The organism is Streptomyces asiaticus, assembly GCF_018138715.1.
GTDB classification, from domain to species: Bacteria; Actinomycetota; Actinomycetes; order Streptomycetales; family Streptomycetaceae; genus Streptomyces; species Streptomyces asiaticus.
The window spans coordinates 613,174-635,014 of the sequence record NZ_JAGSHX010000006.1 but is presented as its reverse complement, the minus strand read 5'-3'; the positions used below and the strand labels follow the sequence as shown (position 1 = coordinate 635,014).

Here is a 21,841-nt window from a genome sequence, read left to right as displayed (position 1 = left end):
CGTGCCGCCCTCGCCATGGCCGAGCGGTCGGCCCGGCAGGTGCTCGGGCCCGCGAGCCTGGACCGGCTCATCGACCTCCTCGACCTCGACCCCGGCCTCGTCATCGACGACTTCACCACCCCGGCCGCCCGTCGCGCACTCGCCGACACCGAACTGCTGGTCACCGGCTGGGGCTGCCCGCCCCTGGACCGCCGTACGCTCGACGCCGCGCCCCGGCTGCGCGCCGTGGTGCACACCGCGGGCACCGTGCGCCACCACATCACCGACGCCTGCTGGGAGCGCGGCATCGCGGTCTCCTCGGCGGCCGCGGCCAACGCCCTGCCCGTCGCCGAGTACACCGTCGCCATGATCCTGCTGTCCAACAAGCGCGTCCTGGACATCGCCCGGGACTACCGCGCCGAGCGGCGCACGATCGACTGGAACGAGCGCTATCCGGACGCGGGCAACTACCGCCGGACGGTGGGCATCCTCAGCGCCTCCGCCATCGGCCGCCGGGTGATCGAGCTGCTGCGCCCGTACGACCTCGACCTCCTGCTCTACGACCCGTATGTCACCGCTCAGGAGGCGAAGGAACTCGGGGTGCGCCCGGTGCCGTTGCGGGAACTCTTCGCCGGCAGCGATGTCATCAGCGTCCACACCCCCCTGCTGCCCGCCACCCAGGGGCTGGTCAGCCGGGAGCTGCTGGCCGCCATGCCGGACGGCGCCGCGCTCATCAACACCGCGCGCGGGGCGGTGGTGGACCAGGAGGCGCTCACCGAGGAGGTGGTGGCCGGGCGGATCCGCGCCGTCCTCGACGTCACCGTGCCGGAGCTGCTGCCCGCCACCTCTCCGCTCTACGACTGCGACAACGCGCTCATCACCCCCCACATCGCCGGATCCAAGAGCGGTGAGCTGCGCCGTCTGGCCGACCTCGCCATCGGCGAGATCGAGCACTACGTCACCGGCCGCCCCTTCGCCCACCCCGTACGACCGGAGATCCTCGACCGCTCGGCATAAGGGGGCGCGCCACCCCACCCGTCCGCGCGCCCTCTCACGTCCCGCGACCCCCAGGAGGCCCACCCCGCCATGCCCGAGCTCCCCTTCCTCCTCCCCGCCGACGACCGCGCCCTCAGCCCCCACACCGGCTACACCCGCGCCCACTGGGAGGCCGCCGCGGACGGCATGCTGCACGCCGCCCTCCGCTACGCCACCCCCGGCCAGGCCCTGATCGACCTGCCCGGCCCGCCGTCCAGGTCCGGGGTGCGCTCCGACGGGCTCGAAGGGTTCGCCCGCACCTTCCTCCTCGCCGCCTTCCGCACCGCCGGGGCCTCGGGCAAGGACCAGCACGGCATCCTGGAGCGCTACACCGCGGGGATCGCCCGCGGCACCCTCACCCCCGGGCGCGGGGACGCCGAGTCCTGGCCGGTGATCGGCCATCACGGGGCCCAGGGCCAGCCCATGGTGGAGTCCGCGTCCGTGGCCCTCGGCCTGCGGCTCACCGCGCCGTGGACCTGGGAGGCCCTGCCGCCCGACGCCCAGGACCGCACCGAGGAGTGGCTGCGCGGGGCGCTGCGCCACCAGCCCGCCCCCAACAACTGGTACCTCTTCCCCCTCACCGTGGCCGGTTTCCTGGAGGCCGTCGGACGCGGCGACGCCGAGACGGCCCGCGCCATCGAGCGGGGGCTCGCCCTGCTGGAGGGCTGGTACCAGGGCCAGGGCTGGTACTCCGACGGCGACGGGCGGTCGTTCGATCACTACAACGGCTGGGCGCTGCACATGTACCCGCTGCTGCACGCCCATCTCGCGGGCGACGGGGAACTCCTGGACCGGCTCGGCCCCCGGCTGCACACCTTCCTCGAGGGCTTCTCGCTGCTCTTCGACGCCGACGGCGCCCCCATCCACCACGGCCGCTCCCTCACCTACCGCTTCGCCGCCGTGGCCTCGGTGGCACTCGGCGCCCTCACCGGCCACACCCCCCTCGCCTCCGGCGCCACCCGCCGCGTCCTCAGCGGAGCGCTGCGCCACTTCCTGGACCGCGGGGCGCTGACCGAGGACGGGGTGCTGAGCCTGGGCTGGTACGGGCCGCACGCCGCGACCCTCCAGCGCTACTCCGGGCCCGGCTCGCCCTACTGGGCCTCCAAGGGGTTCCTCGCCCTGCTGCTCCCGCCCGACCACCCGGTGTGGACCGCGACCGAGGAGGCCGCGCCCGCCGAGGGGCATGACCGGGCGCTGGCGCTGCCCGCCGCCGGGTTCCTCGTCCAGACCACCGGCCGGGACGGGCTGGTGCGGCTGCACAACCACGGCAGCTACAAGCTCCGCCCCTGGGAGGCGGAGCACGCGCCCGCCGACCCGCTCTACGCCCGGCTCGCCTACTCCACCCGCACCGGCCCCACCAGCGCGGACAACACCCCCGACAACCACATCGCCCTCGAAGAGCGCGGCGTGCGCACCGCCCGACTGCGCATCCACCCCCTGGCCGCGGGCCCCGACTGGCTCGCCTCCTCCCACACCCCCGCCTTCCCCGACGACGGCCCCAAGGTGCCCTCGATCCGCATCGACAGCCTGACCCTCGTCCGCGGCCGACTCGAAGTGCGCGTCCACCGCACCGTGGGCGTCCCCGCCGGAACCCGGATCCACCACAGCGGCTGGGCCGTCGCCCTGCCCCCGGGCACCCCCGCGGAGACCGAGGAGGGCGCCGAGATACGGCTGGACGGGGGAGAGGTGACCGGTCAGCTCCTCGGACTGCACGGCTGGCAGACCGCCACCGCGGTCCGGGCGCCGCAGGGCACCGCGTACGGGCCGTGGGCCCTGGTCCCCGAACTCACCGGCACCGTCGGCGAGGACCCCTCCGGCACCCTCTTCGTCGCGCTGGCCTCGCTCACCGGGGAGCGCGACCCGGCCCCGCTCGCCGATCTCGCCACCGCCGAGGTGAACGGGCTCGCGGTCACCGTACGGCCGGCGGACGGCGGGGCCTTCGTGGTGGACTTCGGCGCGGGCGACGCGCCCACCGTCACGCCCACCGTCACGGAGGTGGGGGCGTGACGCGGCTCGGTATCTGCTCGGTGACCCTGCGCCGGCTCGCCCCGGACCGGGTGATCGCCGCCGTGGCCGGAGCGGGCCTGGAGTGCGTCGAATGGGGCGGCGACGTCCATGTGCCGCCCGGCGACGAGGACACCGCCCGGCGGGTCCGCGACGCCACCGTGGACGCCGGGCTCGCCGTCGCCTCGTACGGCTCCTACTACCGCGCCGGGCGAAGCGACCCCGAGGAGTTCGACGCGGTGCTCCGCTCCGCCGTGGCGCTCGGCGCCCCGCGCATCCGGATCTGGGCGGGCGCCTCGGGCACGGCGGAGACCCCGCCCGAGGGGCGCCGCGCGGTGGTCGAGGCCACCCGGCGCGCCGCCGCGCTCGCCGCGGACGCGGGGGTCGAACTCGCCTATGAGTTCCACCGCAACACCCTGACCGACGGCGCGGACCACACCCTCCGGCTGCTGGAGGAGGTGGACCGCGCCGATGTGGCCACCTACTGGCAGCCGCCCGTCGACATGCCCGACGCCGAGGCGCTGAAGGGGCTGGACGCGCTGGGGGACCGGATCGCCGCGGTGCACGCCTTCTCCTGGTGGCCCGGGACCACCCGGCTACCGCTGACCGCCCGCGCCCCGCTGTGGCGCAGCGCCTTCGAGCGCCTGCTCACGCACCGCGCCGCGGTGTCCGACGACGGCCCGCCGCTCGATGTCCTGCTGGAGTTCGTACCGGACGACGACGAGCGGCTGCTGCCCCGGGAGGCCGCCACGCTGAGGGCACTCGCCGCCGTCTAGCGCCCACGCCGAGCTACTCCCCTCCCCGCCCCTTCCCACAACTGGGTCTCCGCCCCAGCCCCCGGAGGGGGTGCCGGTCCAGGCCCTGGACGGGGCTTCGCCTCAGGCGCTGGAGGGGGTGCCGGTCCAGGCCCCGGCCTGGGGCTTCGCCTCAGGCCCGGACCCGGGTTCCGCCCCTTCCCGCGGGATCGATATGCGGCTCCGCCGCATGGTGGGGTTCCGGCCCGGGCCCCGGGCCCCGGGGTCCAGGGGCGGAGTCCCTGCCACGCGGCGGAGCCGCACATGCATGCCGCGGGAAGGGGCGGGGAGGGGAAAGATCCTCACCGGGGGGTGCGGGAGGCGCCGCCGTAGGAGGTGCCCTCCTCGATGGTGCCGCCGAACTTCTCCCGGAACTCCTCCATGTTCTTCCGGGGCGAGGACGACAGCACCCAGCGGTTGCCGACCAGATAGACGCCGCCGTACATCTGGGCCGTCTCCAGCCAGTCGCGCTGGTTCTTCGCGGTGGCGAAGTCGAGGAAGAGGAACTTGCCCCTGGAGTTCTTGCAGACGGCCTGGCGGTAGTCGTCCACCTTGGTGGTGAACTCGGGCTTGCAGCCGGCGGCCGAGGCGAGTTGCTCCACCCGCGCGGCCTTGGGCGTGGGGCTGGCGCTCGCGCTCGGCCGGGCGGCGTTCCCCCCGGCCTCCGCCTTGGCGTCCGCCTTACCGTCTCCGCCCCCGCCGCCGCATCCCGCGATGGCGAGCAGCGCGCCCACCGCCGCCGCGACGGCCACCGCGCGCGGACCGTGGCGGCGCGGGGCGCGGTCGGCGGTCCGGACCGGGTGCGGAGTGTCGGCGTCGGCGTCGGCGGCGTCGTACATGAACGGCCCTCTCGCATCGTCGGATCCGGGGTGCGGCTGCGCCCCTCGCGGCTACGGGTACGGATGGAGAGTGCCGATCGTTCACCGGCCTCGCGCCCTTCCGCGTCCTTCCTCGCCCTTCCGCACCGGTCCACGCCGGGCCGGGCGCGCACGGAGTGCCCGGACCCTTGACAGTCAGGTCGGATGCTGGATTACTGGACCGCGCCCGAAAGGTAACCGAATGTTCGGTCGGCATCCGGAGGTGGTGGACGGCCCATGGTGGAATCGCTGAGCGCGGCTCCGCTCGACGACGCCGAGCGGATGAGCCCCGAGGAGCTGAGGGCGCTTCAGCTCACCCGGCTGCGCGCCACCTTGCGCCATGCGTACGACCACGTCGAGCTGTACCGCAAGAAGTTCCGCGCGGCCGGGGTCGGCCCCGAGGACTGCCGCACCCTGGAGGACCTGGCCCGGTTCCCCTTCACCACCAAGGCCGATCTGCGCGACAGCTACCCCTTCGGGATGTTCGCCGTCGAGCAGAGCGAGGTGCGGCGGCTGCACGCCTCCAGCGGCACCACCGGCCGCCCCACCCTCGTCGGCTACACCGAGCACGACCTCGCGGTGTGGGCGGAGGTGATCGCCCGCTCGATCCGCGCGGCCGGCGGCCGCCCCGGCCACAAGGTGCACATCTCCTACGGCTACGGCCTGTTCACCGGCGGCCTCGGCGCCCACTACGGCGCCGAGCGGCTCGGCTGCACGGTCATCCCCGCCTCCGGGGGGATGACCGCCCGGCAGGTGCGGCTCATCCAGGACCTCAGACCCGAGATCATCATGATCACGCCGTCCTATCTGCTGACGCTCCTGGACGAGTTCGAGCGGCAGGGCGTCGATCCCCGCTCCACCTCCCTCCAGGTCGGCATCTTCGGCGCCGAGCCCTGGACGGAGGAGATGCGCCGGGAGATAGAGGAGCGCATGGACATCCACGCGGTGGACATATACGGGCTCTCGGAGGTGATGGGCCCGGGGGTGGCCCAGGAGTGCGTGGAGACCAAGGACGGGCTGCACGTCTGGGAGGACCACTTCTACCCCGAGATCGTGGACCCGCTCACCGATGAGGTGTTGCCGGGCGGCGAGGAGGGGGAGCTGACCTTCACCACCCTCACCAAGGAGGCGCTCCCCGTCATCCGTTACCGCACCCGGGATCTCACCCGGCTGCTGCCCGGCACCGCCCGCCCCGCCTTCCGGCGCATCCAGAAGATCACCGGCCGCTGCGACGACATGCTCATCGTGCGCGGGGTGAATGTCTTCCCCAGCCAGATCGAGGAGATCGTGCTGCGGATCCCGTCGGTGGCCCCGCACTTCCAGCTCGAGTTGACCCGGCGCGGCCGGATGGACCATATGGCGGTGCGGATCGAGGCACGCCCCGGGGTCGGCCCCGAGCGGCGCGCGGACGCCGCCACGGCGATCGCGCGGGGCGTGAAGGAGGGGGTGGGGCTCACGGTCGAGGTGGAGGTCGTGGACCCGGAGACGCTGGAGCGCTCGGTGGGCAAGATCCGCCGGGTCAAGGACCTGCGGACGGAGGGCTGAGCGGAACACCAGGCTGAGTGGACACAGGGCCGAGCCGACGCCAGGCCGAGCGGACACCAGGCCGAGCCGACACCAAGCCGACGCCAGGCCGAACGGACACCAAGCCGAGCCGCCCCGGGCGCCGTCCGCGGACAGGACAGGACAGGACGGGACCCGGGGCGCATGGGCTCAGGGTGTCACCCCGAGGGCTTCTCGGCGTGCCAGTCGCTCAGCGTGCCAACCCGAGGGCGGTGACCTCGTGATGCAGGGGCAGCCGCGCCCCGCAGACGGTCGCCTGGGCCTGCGCCGCGACCCGGCGCCGGTCGTCGACGTCCCGCATCGGCCGCAGCGGCCGGTGCACATTCACCCGCACCGTGAGTCCGTCGGCGCGGATCACCCGGCGCAGCGAGTGGCCGAAGTCGTCCTCGCCGACGAAGGCGGCCACCGTGGTCGGGGCGCCGTGCTGGACGTAGTCCAGGGTCACCGGGCGCACCGGCGCGCCCGCGTCCAGCGCGGCCTGGAAGGTGGCCCGGCGGAAGCTGCCGCCGGTGCCCGCACACCAGGTGATGCCTTGCGGGAAGGCCATCACCGACTGGCCGTCGCGCAGCCGGGCCGCCATCTCCCGTACGGTCGCGGGGAGTTCGCGCAGCGAGTCGCGGTCGATGTACAGGGTCCCCGCGCGGGTGACCATCGGGCCGATCAGCGGCCAGCCCGCGATCTCCCGCTTGGCCAGCATGACCACGGGCTCCACCGACAGCAGCGCGATGATGTCCAGCCAGGAGATGTGGTTCGCCACGATCAGCGTGCCGGTGGTCCCCGGGGCGCTGAGCGTGCTGTCGCCCGCCACCTCCAGCCGGACGCCGAGGGAGTCCAGCAGTGTCGCCGCCCGCGCCCGCAACGTCTCGGGCTCGGCGATCCGCCGGCTGGACACCAGCGCGCCCAGCACCGCCCGGCCGAAGACCGCCGCCCGCCGGGCGACCCGCGTGGCCGGGACGCGGTCGGCGGCGTGGGCGACACAGCCGGTGGTGCACGGCGACCAGGCCGCCCAGGCGTGTGCGGGCAGACTCATCGCGGCCGGGACGGTCACTGGGATTCACCCAGGAAGTAGCGGCGGTAGCGGTCGTTCATCCGCTCGGTGTCCAGCAGCACGAAGAAGTCGGCGTCGTTGAAGGCCCGGTCGTGCTGCGGGGAGCCGCACATCCAGGCGCCGACCCGCAGATACCCGCGCAGCAGCGGCGGCAGATCGGCGTAGCTGGGCTCGCCGTCCAGCGGCCGCGAGGGTATCCAGGGGTCGAGCGGGTGGACCCGCATCTCCGGCGGGGCGGCGTGCTTGGTGGTGCCGAGCAGCCAGGCGTTGGCGGCGGCCTGCTCGCCCTCGGCCAGCGGCACCGAGGCGCAGCCCGCGAGATAGCGGTGGCCGGACAGCAGTACGTAGCGGGCCAGACCGGCCCACATCAGGTTGATGACGGCGCCCGAGCGGTGGTCGGCGTGCACACAGGCGCGGCCGGCCTCGACCATGGACGAGCGGACCTCGGCCGGAAGCCCGTGCAGATTGAACTCGGTGTCCGAGTAGAGCCGCTCACTGCGCCCCGGGGGAAGCAGCCGGTAGGTGCCGACCACGGTGTCCGTCGCCGTGTCCGTGACGATCAGGTGGTCCATGACCTCGTCGAACTCGTCCACGTCGCGGCCGTCGACCGCCGCGTCCAGCCGGCCGCCCCTCTCCTCGCCGAACACCTGGTAGCGCAGCCGCTGCGCGGCGTGGATCTGCTCCCGGGTGTGGGCGATCGAGGTGACGTACGAGCTGGTGGGCGCCGTCGTGGACGTCGTGAGCACGGGCATTCCTGTTCTCCGTTCGAGGGAAGTCAGGAGCGGTGGGGACTGGGGAAGAGCGGAAGAAACGCCTCACTCGCCGTGCGGTACGCGGAGGCGGCGCGTACCGGGGCGTCCACCAGTCTTGCCGTGGCGACGTACGTCACAGTGTCCGTGCGGTGATTCGGCGACTGCCAGTCGATGACGAAAACATGCCGCAGGTCGGCCCCGGTTACGGAGCGGTAGCGCCGGTGCCGCCGCTGTCATCGGCGGCACCGGTGGCATCGGTGGCGCTCGGGAGCGGGAATCCCAGCGCATGGGCCGCGGTGGCGGGGGTGGGCTGGGACCAGTAGTCGCTTACCGCCTCGGCCGAGGACAGGGAGCGGGTTTCGGCCAGATCCAGATAGAGGACGCCGTCGAGGTGGTCGGTCTCGTGCTGGACGATCCGCGCGGGCCAGCCGGTGAACTCCTCGTCCAGCTCCCGCCCCGTCTCGTCCTGCCCGCGCAGTCGGATCCGATCCGGGCGGCCGACCACGGCCTGCCAGCCGGGGACGCTCAGGCACCCCTCGAAGAACGCCGACCGGCCGTCGCCGACCGGTTCGTAGCGGGGGTTGACCAGCACCCGGTACGGCTGCGGCACCCGGCCGCGCGCCTCGCGCACCTCGGCCGTCACCTCCGCCGGGTCCTCGATCACCGCCAGCCGCAGCGGCACACCGATCTGCGGGGCCGCGAGCCCCACTCCGGGCGCGGAGTGCATGGCCTCCCGCATCGCCGTCAGCAGCCGGTCCAGCTGGTCCGCGGCCAGCTGGCCCTCGTACGGCAGGGCCGGTTGCCGCAGCACGGGGATGCCCGCGGAGAGGATCGGCAGCGGGCGGGTCCCGGAGAGCAGTTCGTCGACGAGCTCGGAGAGGGTGGTGGTCGGCATGGGGACAGCCTGACAGACGATCACCGGGGGCGTGGCCGGTGCTCGAGCGGCAGGTGCTTACCAGCGGGTGCTCACCATCGGACAAAAGGTGAACGGGGCACCGATGGGGTCCGTAGACGCCGATGAGCCGCCGGGAACATCCCACGCCCCCGCGGCTCGGCCGAGCCCTCCCGGCTCGGTCGCTGCCGCCCCGCGGTGCTCCCCCCGTTGTGCACGCCGGGGCGGCAGCCCTTTTAGTCGCCTTTCGCCCGCTATGTCGTTTTCGCCGTATGTGCGCGGGTACCCGCTCGGCGCTCAGCAGTGGAGGTGATCGGCCATGCCGGGACGGGAAGAGCTTCCGTCGACCCTGGAGCGCTCCCCGGAGGACGCGCGGCGCACCTGGATCAAGGCCCATGACTCGGCCGTCGAGCAGTACGGCGAGGGCGAGCGGGCTCACCGGGTGGCCTACGGGGCCCTGAAGCACAAGTACGAGAAGATCGGCGACCACTGGGAACGCAAGGAGAAGGGGCGCAAGGGCCCCTCCGATCCGCGGTCCGCACGGCCGCGGCAGCTCGGTGGCCGTACCGGCGAGGGCGTCGACGAGCGGGCCACCAAACAGCACCTCTATGACGTGGCGCAGCGGCTGGGCATCGAGGGTCGCTCGCGGATGAACCGGCCGGAGCTGCTGGACGCCATCCGCAAGGCCAACCGCATACGCACCCGGCGGGCCCGGGAGGAGAACGGATGAGCACCCACGACGACCTGCCGCTCGCCGACTACGACCATCTTCCGCTCAGTGCCCTGCAGCACCGCATCCGCGCCCTCACCGAGGAGCAGCTGCGGCAGCTGCTGGAGTACGAGCGCTCCCATGCCAACCGCCTTCCGGTCATCGAGGTGATGACGGCGCGCCTGCACCAGCTGGAGGGCGGCGCCACCCCCTCGCCCGGTGAGCCGGATGCCGAGCCGCTCCCCGAGCGGCCCTCTCCGCCGCAGGGCGGATCGCCGGTGACCCCGCAGACGACGGCCGAGCCGAGCCCGCCGCCGCGCCACGGTCATCCCGACCACCCGGGGCAGTCGAAGTGAACCGCGCTCCTACCGCCCCCGCGGGCCCTGGGGGTCCGGTCGCCGGCCCCGCTCGGAGCGACGCGCGTCCTGCTCGGCCCGTGCCTCGGGCAGCAGCTCCCGGATGTCGCTCGGCAGCACGCCGTAGAGCTTCTCCATCAGCTCCGGGTCCACGGCCGAGTCCAGCACCTCGAAGAAGGCGGCCGCCTCACGCAGCGCCTCCTCCTCGGTGTGTTCGGTGCGCCAGGCGATCCGGCCCGCGAAACCGGTGAGGTCGAATCGCTCGCCGTGGTCCCGCCGGTACGTCCGCTCCTCGGGCGAGCCCTCGTGGGAGGCGGCGACGCGCCGTAGTGGCTCCGCCGCCTCCTGCGGCAGCTGGGCCGCCACATGGTCCGCCAGCCCGTCCGGGATGCGCTCGGCGAGCGTTTCGAGCGTGGCCCGTACCGCCCGCTCGGCGGACTGCCGGTCGGGGAGCTGAGCCCGGGCCTGGACCAGGCCCGTCATTTCTTCGTAGCGCATGGTCGGCGCTCCTCGTGGTCGGGTGCCCGGCTGCTGTGCCGAGTGCCCCGTGCCATTCGCTCAAACCGTCGCCGGGCGCCCGGCCTCCGGGGTGTCCTCCCGCCGGTCCTCCCGCCGGTTCTTCCGCGCGGTGAGCAGCGGGCCCAGCACCCGGGTGCCGGGCCCGCTGCGCCCGCCGGGGCCCGGGAGCTGGGTGGTGTTGCCGACCGTCAGGGGCTCCCCGCAGTGGGCGCACGTGGTCACCGGCGTGGTGTCCCGCCCGCAGCCGAGATGGCGGATCCGGGCCGGGGGCCCCGCGGGGCCCGCGTACCAGCGGTCGCCCCACTCCATCAGCGCCAGCAGCACCGGATAGAGCTCCTCGCCCTTGGGAGTGGCGCGATAGTGCTCACGCGGCGGCCGCTCCTGGTATCGCTCCCGGACCAGCACCCCCTCCTGGACCAGCCGGGACAGCCGGGCGGCCAGGACCTTACGCGATATGCCCAGGTCATGGGCGAGATCGTCGAAGCGGGTGACCCCGGTGAGCACATCCCGCATGATCAGTGCCGTCCAGGCGTCGCCGAACAGATCGGTGGCGCGGGCGATCGAACAGGCCACATCGGCGAGCGGGGTACGGGTCATGACACGACCCTACCCGAGTTCCCCGAGGGAACTTAAGGGTGTTAGGTTTCCTCGGGGAACCCGGCGAGCCCGCCCGGGCCGCCCCAGGCACCGGTGAATCCGCGAATCCGCGCACCCGTGAGGGAGAAGACGATGGCCGCCGCCCCGCACATCGAACTGGACTCACGGTCGCCCGAGGCCGTCGACGGCCGTCAGATCAGGGCCGTCACCTTCCAGGACAGCCGTCTGGAGTACGTCCGCACCACGCTCAAGAGCGTGGACCTCTCCGCGTCCGGAAGCCGCGCCGTGGTCGTGGGCAGCGGCCGCGGGCTGCTGCCCCGCGGGCTGGCCGGTCTCGGCTTCGACGTCGTCGCCGTCGACCCCTCCGCCACCGCGACCGAGATGGCGCGCGAGGCGGGCGAGCGCGAGCACCCCGGGATCGACTACCGCACCGCGCCCGCAGAGCGACTCGGCCTCGCCGACGGCGCGTTCGACCTCGCCTACTACGCGGACACCTTCGAGATCACCCCGGATCTCGACCGGGTGCTGGCGGAGGCCGCCCGGGTGCTGCGGCCCGGCGGGGTGCTGATCTACGACACCGTCAACCGCACCCTGCTCTCCCGGCTGATCTACCTCGGCGCCTTCCAGCGCGTCCCGATGACCCGGATCATGCCCGCCGGCCGCTACGCGGCGGCCCGGCTGCGCACCCCCGCCGAGCTGACCGCCGCCCTGGAGCGGCAGGGGCTGCGCAACGAGGACATCTGCGACTTCAAGCCCAAGGACCCGCGCAGCCTGGTCAAGGCCACCATGGCGCGCCGCCGGGGGCGGATCACCGATGAGCAGATCCCGCCGATCGTCGACTTCGTGCTCGCGCCGGACGCCCGGCCGCTGGTCACCTACCTCGGCTACGCCCGCAAGGGCTGAACGGTGAGCCCGGCACTCAGCCCCGGCCCTGTGGGCGCACACTGGGCACCGTGACGCGTAAGCGCAGCGCCGGGCTCCTGCTCTACCGGGGTGCGGGCCCGGCCGTTGAGGTTCTGCTCGCCCATATGGGAGGCCCGTTCTGGGCCACCAAGGACGCGGGCGCCTGGACGGTGCCCAAGGGGGAGTACGACGAGGACGAGACCCCGGAGGCCGCCGCGCGCCGGGAGTTCCAGGAGGAGCTCGGTGTGCCCCCGCCCGGCGGGGAGCCGGTTCCGCTGGGCTCCGTGACCCAGACCGGGGGCAAGCTGGTCACCGCCTGGGCGCTGGAGGGCGACCTCGACCCGGCGGGCATCACCCCCGGGACGTTCGTCATGGAGTGGCCGAAGGGCTCCGGCCGGATGCGGGAGTTCCCCGAGATCGACCGGGTCGCCTGGTTCGGCCTGGACGAGGCCCGCCGGAAGATGGTGTCGAAGCAGCGGGCCTTCCTGGACCGGCTGGAGGAGCTGCTCCGGAGCGCGGAGGGCGCGGAGGGTGCGGAGGGCGCGGAGGGTGCGGGCCCCGGCGGCGCATGACCGGGACCCGCGCCCGTCAGCCGTCATGTCATGCGGAGCCACCTCCGCAGTGCACCGTGGCCGCTCCCCAGTCCGCGTGGTCATGCGCGTTGCCGTCGCCGCCGTCGGTGACCCGCAGCCGTAGCCGCTGCGCGCCCTCGACCCGGGCCTCCACCGGTACGGCCGCGTCCGAGCCGCGCACCGTCTCACCCCGGTACACCCGCTCGCCGTCGGCGTAGACCTCGAAGACGACGCTGCCGTCGGACCCCACCTCGTCGTCCAGGCCGGTCTTCGCGGTGAACGTCGAGCAGTTGCCGCCCAGGAAGACCTCGACCGTGGAGTCGGCGTGGGTGCCGAGGCCGCGCTCGTAGGCCGTGCCGTCGATGGTGAGGGTCTTGCCGTCGCCCGGCGCGGACTCGCCGTTGCTGCGGTCGCGTTCGACCGGGCCCCAGCCGTTGTCCGCGGTGATGAAGTCGAGCGTGGACACCGCCGCCTCACCGCGCGGCGGCGGAGGTGTGCCGTCGAGCTCGGCCGACGCCGAGCCGCTCACCCGCGCGCCACCGGCCGAGGTCGCGCGGACATCGGCCACGGCGGGCCGCGGACCGTCCGGGCTGCCCTCACCACGGCTGATCGTGGTCCGTACGGTCGCGGTCCGGCCCGCCGCGAGGTCGCCGAGGTCGAGGGTGCCGGGCTCGGCGGTCCACCCCTCGGCCAGGCCGAAGGCGGCCGTGACATCCCGCAGCGGGGTGTCGCAGGGGTTGGTGACGGTCAGCTCGGCCGAAGTGGAGCCGTCCGCCGGGACCGTGGTGTCGGCGGCGGTGAGCTTCGCCTCGGGGGCGCAGACCACCGGGCCGCGCGGGGTGCCGGTGCGGGCCTCGGCGCCGGTCAGCGGGCGCAGCCGCAGGGTGTAGGCGTACTCCTTGGCGGGCCGCACCTGGTACTCGGGCAGCACGGTGTGGAACGTCTCGCTCACCCCGCTCACCGCGTGGTCCAGGTGCAGGGTGTTGCCTCCCGGGTCCTCGCGGAGGGCGAACGGGTAGGCGGCGCGGTCGATCCCGGTGTAGGGGGTCACCCCGGCCGAGAAGTCCCCGGACACCAGGAGTCCGCCGCTGCCGTCGGACAGCGAGGCCCAGCGGACGTCCTCGTGGTTCCCGTAGTCCTGCGGCTTGGTGTATCCGGCGAACTGCTCGTCCACGTCGGTGGAGTAGACCCCCACGGGGGCGCCGTCCGTACGGTCGTTGTAGTTCTCCTGCGGCCCGCGCCCGTACCAGCTGAACCGGTCGTAGCGGTCGGGTATGCGCAGTGAGAGCCCGATACGGGGCAGATACGGCACCTTGCGCGCCGCGCCCCGGGCCTCCACCCGGTGGTCGAGGCGCAGCTCCCCGGTGCCGCTGACGGTGTACCGCAGGGTCTGGGCGAACGAGGAGTCCTTGACGCCGGGCGCGGCGGCCGAGGAGGGCACGGTGACGACGACCTCGCCGTTCCGCTCGTCCACCGTGACCTTGCCCGGCTTCGTGCGCAGCCGGTCCAGGCCCGCCTCGCGCCAGGGCCCCTCTTCGGAGCCGATCTCATTGCTGACCGGGGCGCGCCAGGCGTCCAGCTCGGGTCCGGAGCCGAGGAGCTCCCGGCCGCCGGACTTCATGGAGACGAGCTCGCCACTGGCCCGGTCGAAGCCGTAACTGAAGCCGTCCCCGGTGACCGTGAGGCGGTCGCCGGAGGTGGTGGCCCGCACCTTCCCCGGTGCCCGCGCGGGCGTCGTGCCCGCGAGCTGGTGGCCGCCGATGTCGAACTGCTCGACCGCCACCCGGTGTCCGGCCTTCGCCCAGGCCGTGTCCGCCGCCTGCACCGCCTCCACGGTCAGCTGCCGGTCGGCGTCCCTAGGGTTGGCAGGCGGCTTGGGCAGCTGGAGGGTGCTCCGCTCACCGGCGGCGAGGTCGAGGTTCCGGCTGCCCCGGGCCAGGGTGCGGGCCCCCTCGGTGACGCGCCAGCGCAGCCGGAGGTCGCCGGTGCCGGTGAAGGACCGCTCGTTGCGCACTTCGATCCGGCCCGCGCGGGCCTCCTCGCCCGAGATCCGGATCGGGGCGTGGACGGCCGCCATGGTGCGGGCCTCGGGCTGGACGGTGCGGTCGGAGGAGACCACCCCGTCGACCCCGCCGGTCCCGGCACCGTAGGACAGGAAGTCCCCCTTGCGGTCGAGCCGGTCGAAGTCGAGCGCGAGCACCGCGTCCGCGCTGGGGTCGGCGGCGAGCTGATCGGGGCTCAGCGCCTTGTGGTAGACGCGGACCTGGTCGACGGTGCCGTGTGCCATCCGGGTGCGGATGTTCTCCTGGTCGGTCTCCGGGTTGCGGCCGATGTTCACCGGCTGCGCGGAGTAGCCGACCGAGCCGGTCCAGTCGGCCGACGCGGTCTGCTTCCCGTCGATGAGCAGCCGGAGTGTCCGGCCGTCGAAGGTGGCGGAGACGCGATGCCAGGAGCCGTACCAGCCGGCGGGGACATCGGCCGCCACGGTGTGCCAGTCCCCGTCGCCGTAGACAGAGAACTCCAGGGTGTCCTTGTCGCGCATCTTCAGCGCATAGCTGTGGTCGCCCTTGGCGATCATGGCGAAGGAGCCGGTCCAGCCGGCGGGTTTCACCCAGGCGTCCAGGGTGAGCGCGTCCGACACCGCGTCCAGCTTCGGATCGCGGTAGACCTCCACGAAGTCGTCAAGACCGGACAGCTCCAGCGCCTTGCCCCGGTGTCCCGCCACCAGGCCGGGCTTTCCGGAGACGTACGACAGGATGTCGTTGCCGGAGGTGTCGGGGGTGGTCAGCAGCGGCTGGGTGATGTTCTGCTCCGCCCAGTCCCAGATGTAGCCGCCCTGGACCTGGGGGTACTTCCGCACCACATCCCAGAACTCGCGGAAGTTCCCGAGCGAGTTGCCCATGGCGTGGGCGTACTCACCCATGATGATCGGCTTGGTGGTGGCCTTCGCCTTCTCCTCCAGGCCCGAGGGGGAGGGGTAGCGCGGGCCCCAGACATCGGCGAACGGGGCGTCGCCGTCCGGGACGTTGGGCTGGTGGTAGACCGGCCGGGCCGGGTCCTCGCGGTCGAGGAAGTCGGCCATCGCGTAGTGGGCCTTGCCCAGTCCGGCCTCGTTGCCGGTGTCCCACATCAGCACGCTGGGATGGTTCTTGTCCCGTTCGTACATCGCGGTGAGGCGGTCCATGAACGCCGCCTGCCACTCGGGCCGTTCGGCCAGGCAGTCGTCCGGGCAGCCGTCGTGGTGATGGGTCTCGATGTCCACCTCGTCGTCGATCCACAGACCGCGCGCGTCGGCCAGCTCGTAGAGGTACGGATCCGAGGGGTAGTGCGAGGTGCGCACGGAGTTGATGTTGAGCTGCTTCATCAGCGAGACGTCGGAGGCGGTGCGCTCACGGGTGGCGTGGCGGCCGGTGTCGGGGTCGGTCTCGGAGCGGTTGACGCCCTTGACGAGGATGCGTTTCCCGTTGACGAGGAGCTGTCTGTCCTTGATCTCTGTCTCGCGGAACCCCACGGGCTGGGCGGTGGTGTGGGTGACCGAGCCGTCGGCGCCGGTGAGCCGGACGACGAGGGTGTAGAGGTGGGGCGTCTCATCGGTCCACTTGGCCGGGTCGGCCACATCGGCGGCGAGGGTGGTGGAGCCACCGCCGCCGCCCACCGTCCCCGACATCGTTGTCACCTTGCGTCCGTGCTCGTCGTAGAGGGTGCCGAGCACCTTGCGGTCGCCGAGTGCCTTGCGGTCGTCCGCGGCGCGCTCCGGGCCCTTGGCGGCCACATCGACCTCGGCGGTCAGCCGGGCGTCGCGGTACCGGGCGTCCAGATCGGTCTTGACGGTGATGTCCCGCAGATATTCGGCCGGGGTGGAGTACAGCCCGACCGAGCGGAAGATGCCCGAGAACCGCCACTGGTCGTAGTCCTCCATATGCGACCCCGAACCCCAGCGGTGGACCTGCACCGCGATGGTGTTGCGGCCCGGGTGCAGCCGGTCGCTGATGTCGAACTCGGCGGGGGTGTAACCGCCCTGGTCATAGCCCGCGTAGGAGCCGTTCACCCAGACCAGATAGCCGCTGGTGACGCCCTCGAAGCGGAGGAACGTCCGCCGCTTCTCCCAGCTCTTCGGCAGCTCGAAGGTCTTGACGTAGGCACCGGTCGGATTGACGTCGTGCGGGACCTTCGGGGGGTCGTCCGGATACATCTCGGTGGGGATGTTCCGGAACACCGGATGGTCCAGGCCGTCCGTCTGCCAGGTGTGCGGCACGCTCACACTGCGCCAGCCGCCCCTGGAGGTGTCGTAGCCCTCGGTGAAGAAGTCCTTCGGCACCTCCTCGGGGCGGTCGGACATATGGAGCTTCCAGGTGCCGTCGAGCGAGGCGGTCCAGCGGCTCCTGGCGCCGCCTTCGAGGGCCTCGGCGGTGTCGGCGTACGGGGTCAACCGGGCGTGGGCGGGCTCCTGTCCGACCGCGGTGACCTCGGGATCCTCCAGCAGTTTGTAGACATCCGAGGGAGGCTCGGGGGTGGCCGCCGCTGCCGCCGGGGCGGTGGGGGCGGCGAGCGCGAGGGCCAGGGCGACGGCGGCGAGCCGGGGAAACCGGGAGAGCGAAGGGAAACGGGGGAGGGGGAAGCGACGTCGGGGGCGTCGGGGCATCTGGTGGTCCACCCTTCTGTGGGGTGTGGAAACGCTCCAGAACGAACAGGCCCGCACATTAGCCAACGCACCCCCTCCCGCCAAGATGTCCCGCAGCACTCACCGTCGGCCCGGCGCGGCTACCGTGAAAGGAGTGAGGGCCGTGCGGAATGCCGTGCCGAGCACGGTGGGGCCGACGGAGGCACCGTGGGTATGGAGAGCACGAGGAGTACGGAGTACCTGCCCCGGCTGCGGCTGGACGAGCTGCTGGAAGAGCTCCAGGTGCGCATCGACGGGGTGCGTGGCACCCAGGACCGGGTGCACAGCCTGCTGGAAGCGGTGCTCTCGGTCGGCCGGGAGCTGGATCTGTCGCATGTGCTGCGGAGGATCGTCGAGGCCGCGGTGGTGCTGGTCGACGCCGAATACGGGGCGCTGGGCGTGATCGGCGAGGACGAGCGGCTGGCCGAGTTCCTGCCGGTGGGCGTCGCCAAGGAGCGGGCCGAGGCGATCGGGCGGCTGCCGTCGGGCCACGGGCTGCTCGGCGAGCTGATCCGCCACCCCCAGCCGCTGCGGCTGGCCGAGCTCTCGGAGCACCCGGCCTCCTACGGCTTTCCGCCGAACCACCCGCCGATGCACTCCTTCCTCGGAGTCCCCATCCGGGTGCGTGACGAGGTCTTCGGCAACCTCTACCTCACCGAGAAGCGCGGCGGTAAGGAGTTCGACGGCCAGGACGAGACGGTGCTGTCCACCCTCGCCGTGGCCGCCGGGGTGGCCATCGAGAACGCCCGGCTGTACGAGGAGGCCCAGCACCGCCAGCGCTGGCTGGAGGCGAACGCCGAGGTCACCCGCAGCCTGCTGTCCGGAGTGGACGAGACCAGGGTCCTGGCGCTGATCGTCGAGCACGCCCGCCGGATCCTCTCCGCCGACCTCGGTGTGCTGATGCTGCCGATGGCCGGTACCGACGAGCTCCAGGTCGCGCTGGCGGCGGGCACCGACGCCGAGGCCCACCGCGGTCTGGTGCTGCCCCGCCGGGGCACCTTCGGCGGTGCGGCCTTCACCGCCTCCGAGCCGGTCACCAGCACCGACGTCCAGAACGACCCGCGGATCACGGTCGGTCCGCAGCGCTGGGAGGGGCTCGGCCCGGCCGTCGCGGTGCCGATGCGGACGCGGGACGGGGTGGGCGGGGTGCTCGCGCTGGCCCGGGTGGCGGACAGCCCCGTCTTCACCCAGATCGAGACCGACACCCTGCTGGGCTTCGCGGGCCAGGCGGCGATCGCGATGAAACTGGCCGAGCGACGGCGCGACGCCGAGCAGCTCGCCCTGCTCGAGGACCGCGACCGGATCGCCCGCGATCTGCACGACCTGGCCATCCAGCGGCTCTTCGCCGCCGGAATGACGCTCCAGTCCACGCTGCGGTTCGTCCAGCATCCGGAGGGCTCGGAGCGGCTGCTGCGGGTGGTGGACGACCTGGACGACACCATCAAGATCATCCGCTCGACGATCTTCGGGCTGCGTTCGCACGAGGCGGGCCCCGCGGTCCAGGGGCTGCGGGTCCGTACCGCCAAGACCATCGAGGAGGCCGTGCCCGCGCTCGGCTTCACCCCCTCGCTGCGCACCGAGGGCCTGGTCGACACCGATGTGCCGCGCTTGGTCGCGGACGACATGGTCGCCGTGCTGGCCGAGGCGCTGTCGAACATCGCCCGGCACGCGGAGGCCGCCGCCGCCGAGATCTCGCTGATCGTGGCGTCCGGGCGGCTGACCCTCACGGTCACGGACGACGGGGTGGGCATCCCCGAGGGCGGCCGTCGCAGCGGACTGCGGAACATGGCCGAGCGCGCCGAGAAGCTCGGCGGTGAGCTGGAACTCGGCGAGCCGCCGGGCGGCGGCACCCGCCTGGTGTGGTCGGTACCGCTGCCGGAGCGGTAGGCGGTGGCCGGGCGGCGGCGGTCGGCGGTGGCCCGTGGCGCGGCGATTGGCGGTGGCCCGCGGCGTAGCCGGTCGGCGCTGGTCGTGGCGTGGTGATGGATGCCTGCCCTGGCGCGGCGGTCGGCGTCGGCCGTGGCGCGGCGACAAGCGCCGACCGTGGCGCCGCTGTAGGTGCTGGCCTGTGCCGCGTCAGCGGCCGCCGTCCAGGGCCTCGGCCGCCCCGTTGCGCGGCGTGGCCGGGCCCACCGGTCCGTAACCCAGCCGGATCAGCATCTGCACATGGCCGGGCGCCGGGTGGGCGCCGCCCAGCGACCACCGCAGATCGGACCACTCCAGCGCCTGGTGCAGCAGGGACGCCCGGACCGCGTGCGAGGTCGCCAGCAGCAGGACGTGTTCCAGCGCCTGCCCGGCCCGCAGCCAGTCGGTGCGCCGGTCCTGGTCCGTGGTCAGCACGGCGATGGTCGGGTGGGACTCGAACGGGGCGGCGGCGGACCGGTCGCCGCCCCAGCGGCCGTCGGGCCGCGGCCCGAGGTAGTCGCGCATCGGCAGCCGTCCGGTGGCGTCCCGTGGGCCGAGGGCGGTCGAGGGGATTCCGTACGGCCCGGTGTCGCGGATCCAGGTACGGCTCTCGGCGAGCCGGCGCGGGTCCCCGGAGACGCGCCGCTCCGCCTCGGCGGTCAGCCGCAGCAGCCATGCGGTCTCCTCGGGGTCCGCCAGCCACAGCGTGGCCCCGTTCGCGCGCGCGGCCTCCGTCAGGTCGCACAGCACCCGTGCGGGCAGCCGGCGCGCGGAATAGGGCGAGCGGCTGCTGTGCCGCCGCCAGATCACGTCGTACAGGTCGTCGTGTCCGCCGTCGTGGCGCCCGGCACGGTCAGTGGGCGACGCGGCCAGGCGCACCGTGGCCAGCAGATCCGGCTGCGACCGGGACGGCAGCAGCCGGACCACCGGATCCCAGCCGAAGTGGGCCACGGCGACCCGCAGATTGAACACGGCGGCCCCGGCGGAGACGCTCAGCGCCCGGCCCATCGGATCGGCGTACCGCAGCGCCCGCTCGGGGGCGGCCCGGACCTCCAGGGTGACGGTGTCGGGGTTCAGCCGGTAGCGCCAGGGCTGGGTGTTGTGGATCGAGGGAGCGGCCACGGCCGCGGAGATGAGCTTCTCCAGGATCGCCGCGTCGAGCATTGCGGGCTGCATGGGGTCCTCTCCTCGCCGGTGCGCCGTCAGTGGTGGTGGTCGTCCATCAGGGTGGTGGAGCCGTGTCATCCCGGATGGCCGTCGTCGGGGCGCGGGGCCGAGTGGGTCGCCAGCACCGCCGCCTGGATGCGGCGCTCCACGCCCAGCTTGGCCAGCAGCCGGGAGATGTGGTTCTTGACCGTCTTCTCGGACAGGAAGAGCCGCTTGCCGATCTGCCGGTTGGTGAGCCCGTCGCCGATCAGCACCAGGATCTCCCGCTCGCGCGGGGACAGCCCGGCCAGCACCTCGTCCCGGGGCTCCTGCGGGGCGGTGTCGCCCCGCAGGGTGCTCATCAGCCGGGCGGTGGTGGCCGGGTCCAGCATCGACTGGCCGGACGCCACGGTGCGCACCGCCGAGACCAGGTCCGACCCCTTGATCTGCTTGAGCACATAGCCCGCCGCCCCGGCCATGATCGCGTCCAGCAGGGCATCGTCGTCGTCGAACGACGTCAGCATCAGACAGGCCAGACCCGGCATACGGGAGCGCAGCTCACGGCAGACCGTGATGCCGTCCCCGTCCGGCAGCCGGACGTCCAGGATGGCCACGTCGGGCCGTAGCGCCGGGCCCCGGGCCATCGCGTGGTCCACGGTCCCGGCGTCGCCGACCACCTCGATGTCCGGTTCGGCGTCCAGCAGATCGTGCAGTCCGCGCCGGACGACCTCATGGTCGTCGAGGACGAACACCCTGATGGGCGTCGCCGGTGTCGCTCGTGTCGCTTCGGTCTCCGTCATGGGCTCTCGCACCGTTCGTCCGCCGTCCGCCCGGCCCCCGGTGGGAATCGTGGCGCAGCAGGTCAGCGCGGTACCAGGGCCGAACGGGCCCCCAAGGGGGCTGCCCGGCCCTCGTCCCGCCCGCCCCGCGCGTGCGACGGTCACGGCATGGGCACGCAAGTGCGGGGGCGGCGGTTGTGGCGGTGGCGGCGCAATCCGCTCAGACGCCGCTCGGACGTGATCGAGGCGTGGGTCGTGCTCGTGACCGGCCTGGTGATGGCGGTCGGCGGCCCGGCGGCCGGGGTGGCCGCGGGCACCGCCGTGGACGCGTCACTGCGGCAGGAGCGGGCGGACCGGCACCGGGTGCCCGCAGTGCTGAAGGAGGACGCCCCCGTCGCACAGCCCGCCGCCGACGGCTCCACCACCGGCCTGGTGCGCGCGATCGTCCGGTGGACCGGCCCGGACGGCGCCGTCCACACCGGTACGGCACGGGTCCACGAGGGGAGCAAGGCGGGCACCGCCACCGAGATCTGGACCGACGGCCGGGGCCGCCTGGTCCAGCGGCCGCCCACCCCCGAGCAGATCGCCACCCGCGCGGTGCTCGCCGGGACCTCCGCCGCGGCGGGCGTGGGCGCGGTGTCGCTGGCCGGACGCGGCGTGGCGCGCTGGCGCCTGGACCGCGCCCGCACCCAGGAGTGGGGCCGCGCCTGGGCCGAGGTCGGCCCCCGCTGGAGCCGCCACATCCGCTGACACGATGGCCGTGCCCGGACG

General features: G+C 73.4%; 19 protein-coding genes. 10 read left to right on the top strand and 9 right to left on the bottom strand.

The window, feature by feature from the left end; all coding sequences use genetic code 11:
- Positions 1-15: 15 nt before the first annotated feature.
- The 3 genes from KHP12_RS09975 (at position 16) to KHP12_RS09965 (ending at position 3,794) form a co-directional block, all read left to right on the top strand.
- A complete protein-coding gene (locus KHP12_RS09975; protein ID WP_210610522.1) occupies positions 16-996 on the top strand; it encodes a hydroxyacid dehydrogenase in 981 nt (326 codons plus the stop codon).
- 69 nt (positions 997-1,065) lie between these two features.
- The gene (locus KHP12_RS09970) at positions 1,066-3,021 is read left to right on the top strand and encodes a DUF2264 domain-containing protein (RefSeq protein WP_211832584.1); all 1,956 of its coding nucleotides are present in this window, start codon (positions 1,066-1,068) and stop codon (positions 3,019-3,021) included.
- Complete coding sequence (locus KHP12_RS09965) at positions 3,018-3,794, top strand: sugar phosphate isomerase/epimerase family protein (RefSeq protein ID WP_211832582.1); 777 nt, start codon at positions 3,018-3,020, stop codon at positions 3,792-3,794. Before KHP12_RS09970 ends, KHP12_RS09965 begins: the two co-directional genes overlap by 4 nt.
- Before the next feature lie 320 nt (positions 3,795-4,114).
- On the opposite strand, the gene KHP12_RS09960 is transcribed toward KHP12_RS09965, so the two are convergent.
- Positions 4,115-4,651: a hypothetical protein gene (locus KHP12_RS09960; protein ID WP_086884245.1), complete on the bottom strand. Its 537-nt coding sequence runs from the start codon at positions 4,649-4,651 to the stop codon at positions 4,115-4,117.
- A 255-nt stretch (positions 4,652-4,906) separates the two neighbouring features.
- On the opposite strand from KHP12_RS09960, the gene paaK reads away from it, so the two are divergent.
- Positions 4,907-6,214, top strand: coding sequence for a phenylacetate--CoA ligase PaaK (gene paaK / locus KHP12_RS09955; protein ID WP_086884246.1), 1,308 nt, complete (start codon positions 4,907-4,909; stop codon positions 6,212-6,214).
- A 208-nt stretch (positions 6,215-6,422) separates the two neighbouring features.
- Here the strand turns inward: paaK and KHP12_RS09950 are convergent, their stop codons facing one another.
- From KHP12_RS09950 to KHP12_RS09940, 3 genes are all read right to left on the bottom strand, one after another.
- Positions 6,423-7,262: a lysophospholipid acyltransferase family protein gene (locus tag KHP12_RS09950; RefSeq protein WP_246648479.1), complete on the bottom strand. Its 840-nt coding sequence runs from the start codon at positions 7,260-7,262 to the stop codon at positions 6,423-6,425.
- Positions 7,263-7,276: 14 nt separating this feature from the next.
- Complete coding sequence (locus tag KHP12_RS09945; RefSeq protein ID WP_086884247.1) at positions 7,277-8,032, bottom strand: GNAT family N-acetyltransferase; 756 nt, start codon at positions 8,030-8,032, stop codon at positions 7,277-7,279.
- Between the two features lie 202 nt (positions 8,033-8,234).
- Positions 8,235-8,927, bottom strand: a complete 693-nt coding sequence (locus KHP12_RS09940) for a peptide deformylase (protein WP_086884248.1) — start codon at positions 8,925-8,927, stop codon at positions 8,235-8,237.
- A 316-nt stretch (positions 8,928-9,243) separates the two neighbouring features.
- Between KHP12_RS09940 and KHP12_RS09935 the strand changes: the two genes are divergently transcribed.
- Together KHP12_RS09935 and KHP12_RS09930 are read left to right on the top strand one after the other, a co-directional pair.
- Complete coding sequence (locus KHP12_RS09935; RefSeq protein ID WP_211832579.1) at positions 9,244-9,654, top strand: ChaB family protein; 411 nt, start codon at positions 9,244-9,246, stop codon at positions 9,652-9,654.
- Entirely contained in the window at positions 9,651-9,989 is a 339-nt protein-coding gene (locus KHP12_RS09930; protein WP_086884250.1) for a DUF8129 domain-containing protein, read from the top strand. Before KHP12_RS09935 ends, KHP12_RS09930 begins: the two co-directional genes overlap by 4 nt.
- A gap of 9 nt (positions 9,990-9,998) precedes the next feature.
- Here the strand turns inward: KHP12_RS09930 and KHP12_RS09925 are convergent, their stop codons facing one another.
- Both KHP12_RS09925 and KHP12_RS09920 read right to left on the bottom strand, forming a co-directional pair.
- A complete protein-coding gene (locus KHP12_RS09925; protein WP_086884251.1) occupies positions 9,999-10,487 on the bottom strand; it encodes a DUF2267 domain-containing protein in 489 nt (162 codons plus the stop codon).
- A 60-nt stretch (positions 10,488-10,547) separates the two neighbouring features.
- The gene (locus KHP12_RS09920; protein WP_086884252.1) at positions 10,548-11,105 is read right to left on the bottom strand and encodes a winged helix-turn-helix transcriptional regulator; all 558 of its coding nucleotides are present in this window, start codon (positions 11,103-11,105) and stop codon (positions 10,548-10,550) included.
- 132 nt (positions 11,106-11,237) lie between these two features.
- Here KHP12_RS09920 and KHP12_RS09915 point away from each other — a divergent pair, with 132 nt between their 5' ends.
- Positions 11,238-12,008, top strand: coding sequence for a class I SAM-dependent methyltransferase (locus KHP12_RS09915; RefSeq protein ID WP_086884253.1), 771 nt, complete (start codon positions 11,238-11,240; stop codon positions 12,006-12,008).
- A 50-nt stretch (positions 12,009-12,058) separates the two neighbouring features.
- Positions 12,059-12,580 carry an NUDIX hydrolase gene (locus KHP12_RS09910; protein WP_167442664.1) on the top strand — a complete coding sequence of 174 codons (522 nt, stop codon included), beginning with the start codon at positions 12,059-12,061 and terminating at the stop codon, positions 12,578-12,580.
- A gap of 28 nt (positions 12,581-12,608) precedes the next feature.
- On the opposite strand, the gene KHP12_RS09905 is transcribed toward KHP12_RS09910, so the two are convergent.
- Positions 12,609-17,222, bottom strand: a complete 4,614-nt coding sequence (locus KHP12_RS09905; protein WP_211832572.1) for a glycoside hydrolase family 2 TIM barrel-domain containing protein — start codon at positions 17,220-17,222, stop codon at positions 12,609-12,611.
- Positions 17,223-17,414: 192 nt separating this feature from the next.
- Between KHP12_RS09905 and KHP12_RS09900 the strand changes: the two genes are divergently transcribed.
- On the top strand, positions 17,415-19,127 hold the full coding sequence (locus KHP12_RS09900) for a sensor histidine kinase (protein ID WP_210610302.1): 1,713 nt from the start codon (positions 17,415-17,417) through the stop codon (positions 19,125-19,127).
- Positions 19,128-19,316: 189 nt separating this feature from the next.
- On the opposite strand, the gene KHP12_RS09895 is transcribed toward KHP12_RS09900, so the two are convergent.
- Positions 19,317-20,321 carry an Acg family FMN-binding oxidoreductase gene (locus KHP12_RS09895; protein WP_211832570.1) on the bottom strand — a complete coding sequence of 335 codons (1,005 nt, stop codon included), beginning with the start codon at positions 20,319-20,321 and terminating at the stop codon, positions 19,317-19,319.
- A gap of 65 nt (positions 20,322-20,386) precedes the next feature.
- Positions 20,387-21,091: a response regulator gene (locus tag KHP12_RS09890; protein ID WP_107471949.1), complete on the bottom strand. Its 705-nt coding sequence runs from the start codon at positions 21,089-21,091 to the stop codon at positions 20,387-20,389.
- A gap of 147 nt (positions 21,092-21,238) precedes the next feature.
- On the opposite strand from KHP12_RS09890, the gene KHP12_RS09885 reads away from it, so the two are divergent.
- Entirely contained in the window at positions 21,239-21,820 is a 582-nt protein-coding gene (locus tag KHP12_RS09885; RefSeq protein WP_086886450.1) for an Rv1733c family protein, read from the top strand.
- The last annotated feature ends 21 nt before the right edge of the window (positions 21,821-21,841 follow it).

Bases quoted from the DNA above. Each gene is read 5' to 3' on its own strand.
- KHP12_RS09940 (WP_086884248.1), bottom strand. From the start codon at position 8,927: ATGCCGACCACCACCCTCTCCGAGCTCGTCGACGAACTGCTCTCCGGG.
- KHP12_RS09900 (WP_210610302.1), top strand. From the start codon at position 17,415: ATGGAGAGCACGAGGAGTACGGAGTACCTGCCCCGGCTGCGGCTGGAC.
- KHP12_RS09915 (WP_086884253.1), top strand. From the start codon at position 11,238: ATGGCCGCCGCCCCGCACATCGAACTGGACTCACGGTCGCCCGAGGCC.
- KHP12_RS09960 (WP_086884245.1), bottom strand. From the start codon at position 4,651: ATGTACGACGCCGCCGACGCCGACGCCGACACTCCGCACCCGGTCCGG.
- KHP12_RS09925 (WP_086884251.1), bottom strand. From the start codon at position 10,487: ATGCGCTACGAAGAAATGACGGGCCTGGTCCAGGCCCGGGCTCAGCTC.
- KHP12_RS09935 (WP_211832579.1), top strand. From the start codon at position 9,244: ATGCCGGGACGGGAAGAGCTTCCGTCGACCCTGGAGCGCTCCCCGGAG.
- KHP12_RS09930 (WP_086884250.1), top strand. From the start codon at position 9,651: ATGAGCACCCACGACGACCTGCCGCTCGCCGACTACGACCATCTTCCG.
- KHP12_RS09945 (WP_086884247.1), bottom strand. From the start codon at position 8,032: ATGCCCGTGCTCACGACGTCCACGACGGCGCCCACCAGCTCGTACGTC.
- KHP12_RS09885 (WP_086886450.1), top strand. From the start codon at position 21,239: ATGGGCACGCAAGTGCGGGGGCGGCGGTTGTGGCGGTGGCGGCGCAAT.
- KHP12_RS09920 (WP_086884252.1), bottom strand. From the start codon at position 11,105: ATGACCCGTACCCCGCTCGCCGATGTGGCCTGTTCGATCGCCCGCGCC.
- KHP12_RS09890 (WP_107471949.1), bottom strand. From the start codon at position 21,091: ATGACGGAGACCGAAGCGACACGAGCGACACCGGCGACGCCCATCAGG.
- KHP12_RS09970 (WP_211832584.1), top strand. From the start codon at position 1,066: ATGCCCGAGCTCCCCTTCCTCCTCCCCGCCGACGACCGCGCCCTCAGC.
- KHP12_RS09905 (WP_211832572.1), bottom strand. From the start codon at position 17,222: ATGCCCCGACGCCCCCGACGTCGCTTCCCCCTCCCCCGTTTCCCTTCG.
- KHP12_RS09950 (WP_246648479.1), bottom strand. From the start codon at position 7,262: ATGAGTCTGCCCGCACACGCCTGGGCGGCCTGGTCGCCGTGCACCACC.
- KHP12_RS09895 (WP_211832570.1), bottom strand. From the start codon at position 20,321: ATGCAGCCCGCAATGCTCGACGCGGCGATCCTGGAGAAGCTCATCTCC.
- paaK (WP_086884246.1), top strand. From the start codon at position 4,907: ATGGTGGAATCGCTGAGCGCGGCTCCGCTCGACGACGCCGAGCGGATG.
- KHP12_RS09975 (WP_210610522.1), top strand. From the start codon at position 16: ATGGCCGAGCGGTCGGCCCGGCAGGTGCTCGGGCCCGCGAGCCTGGAC.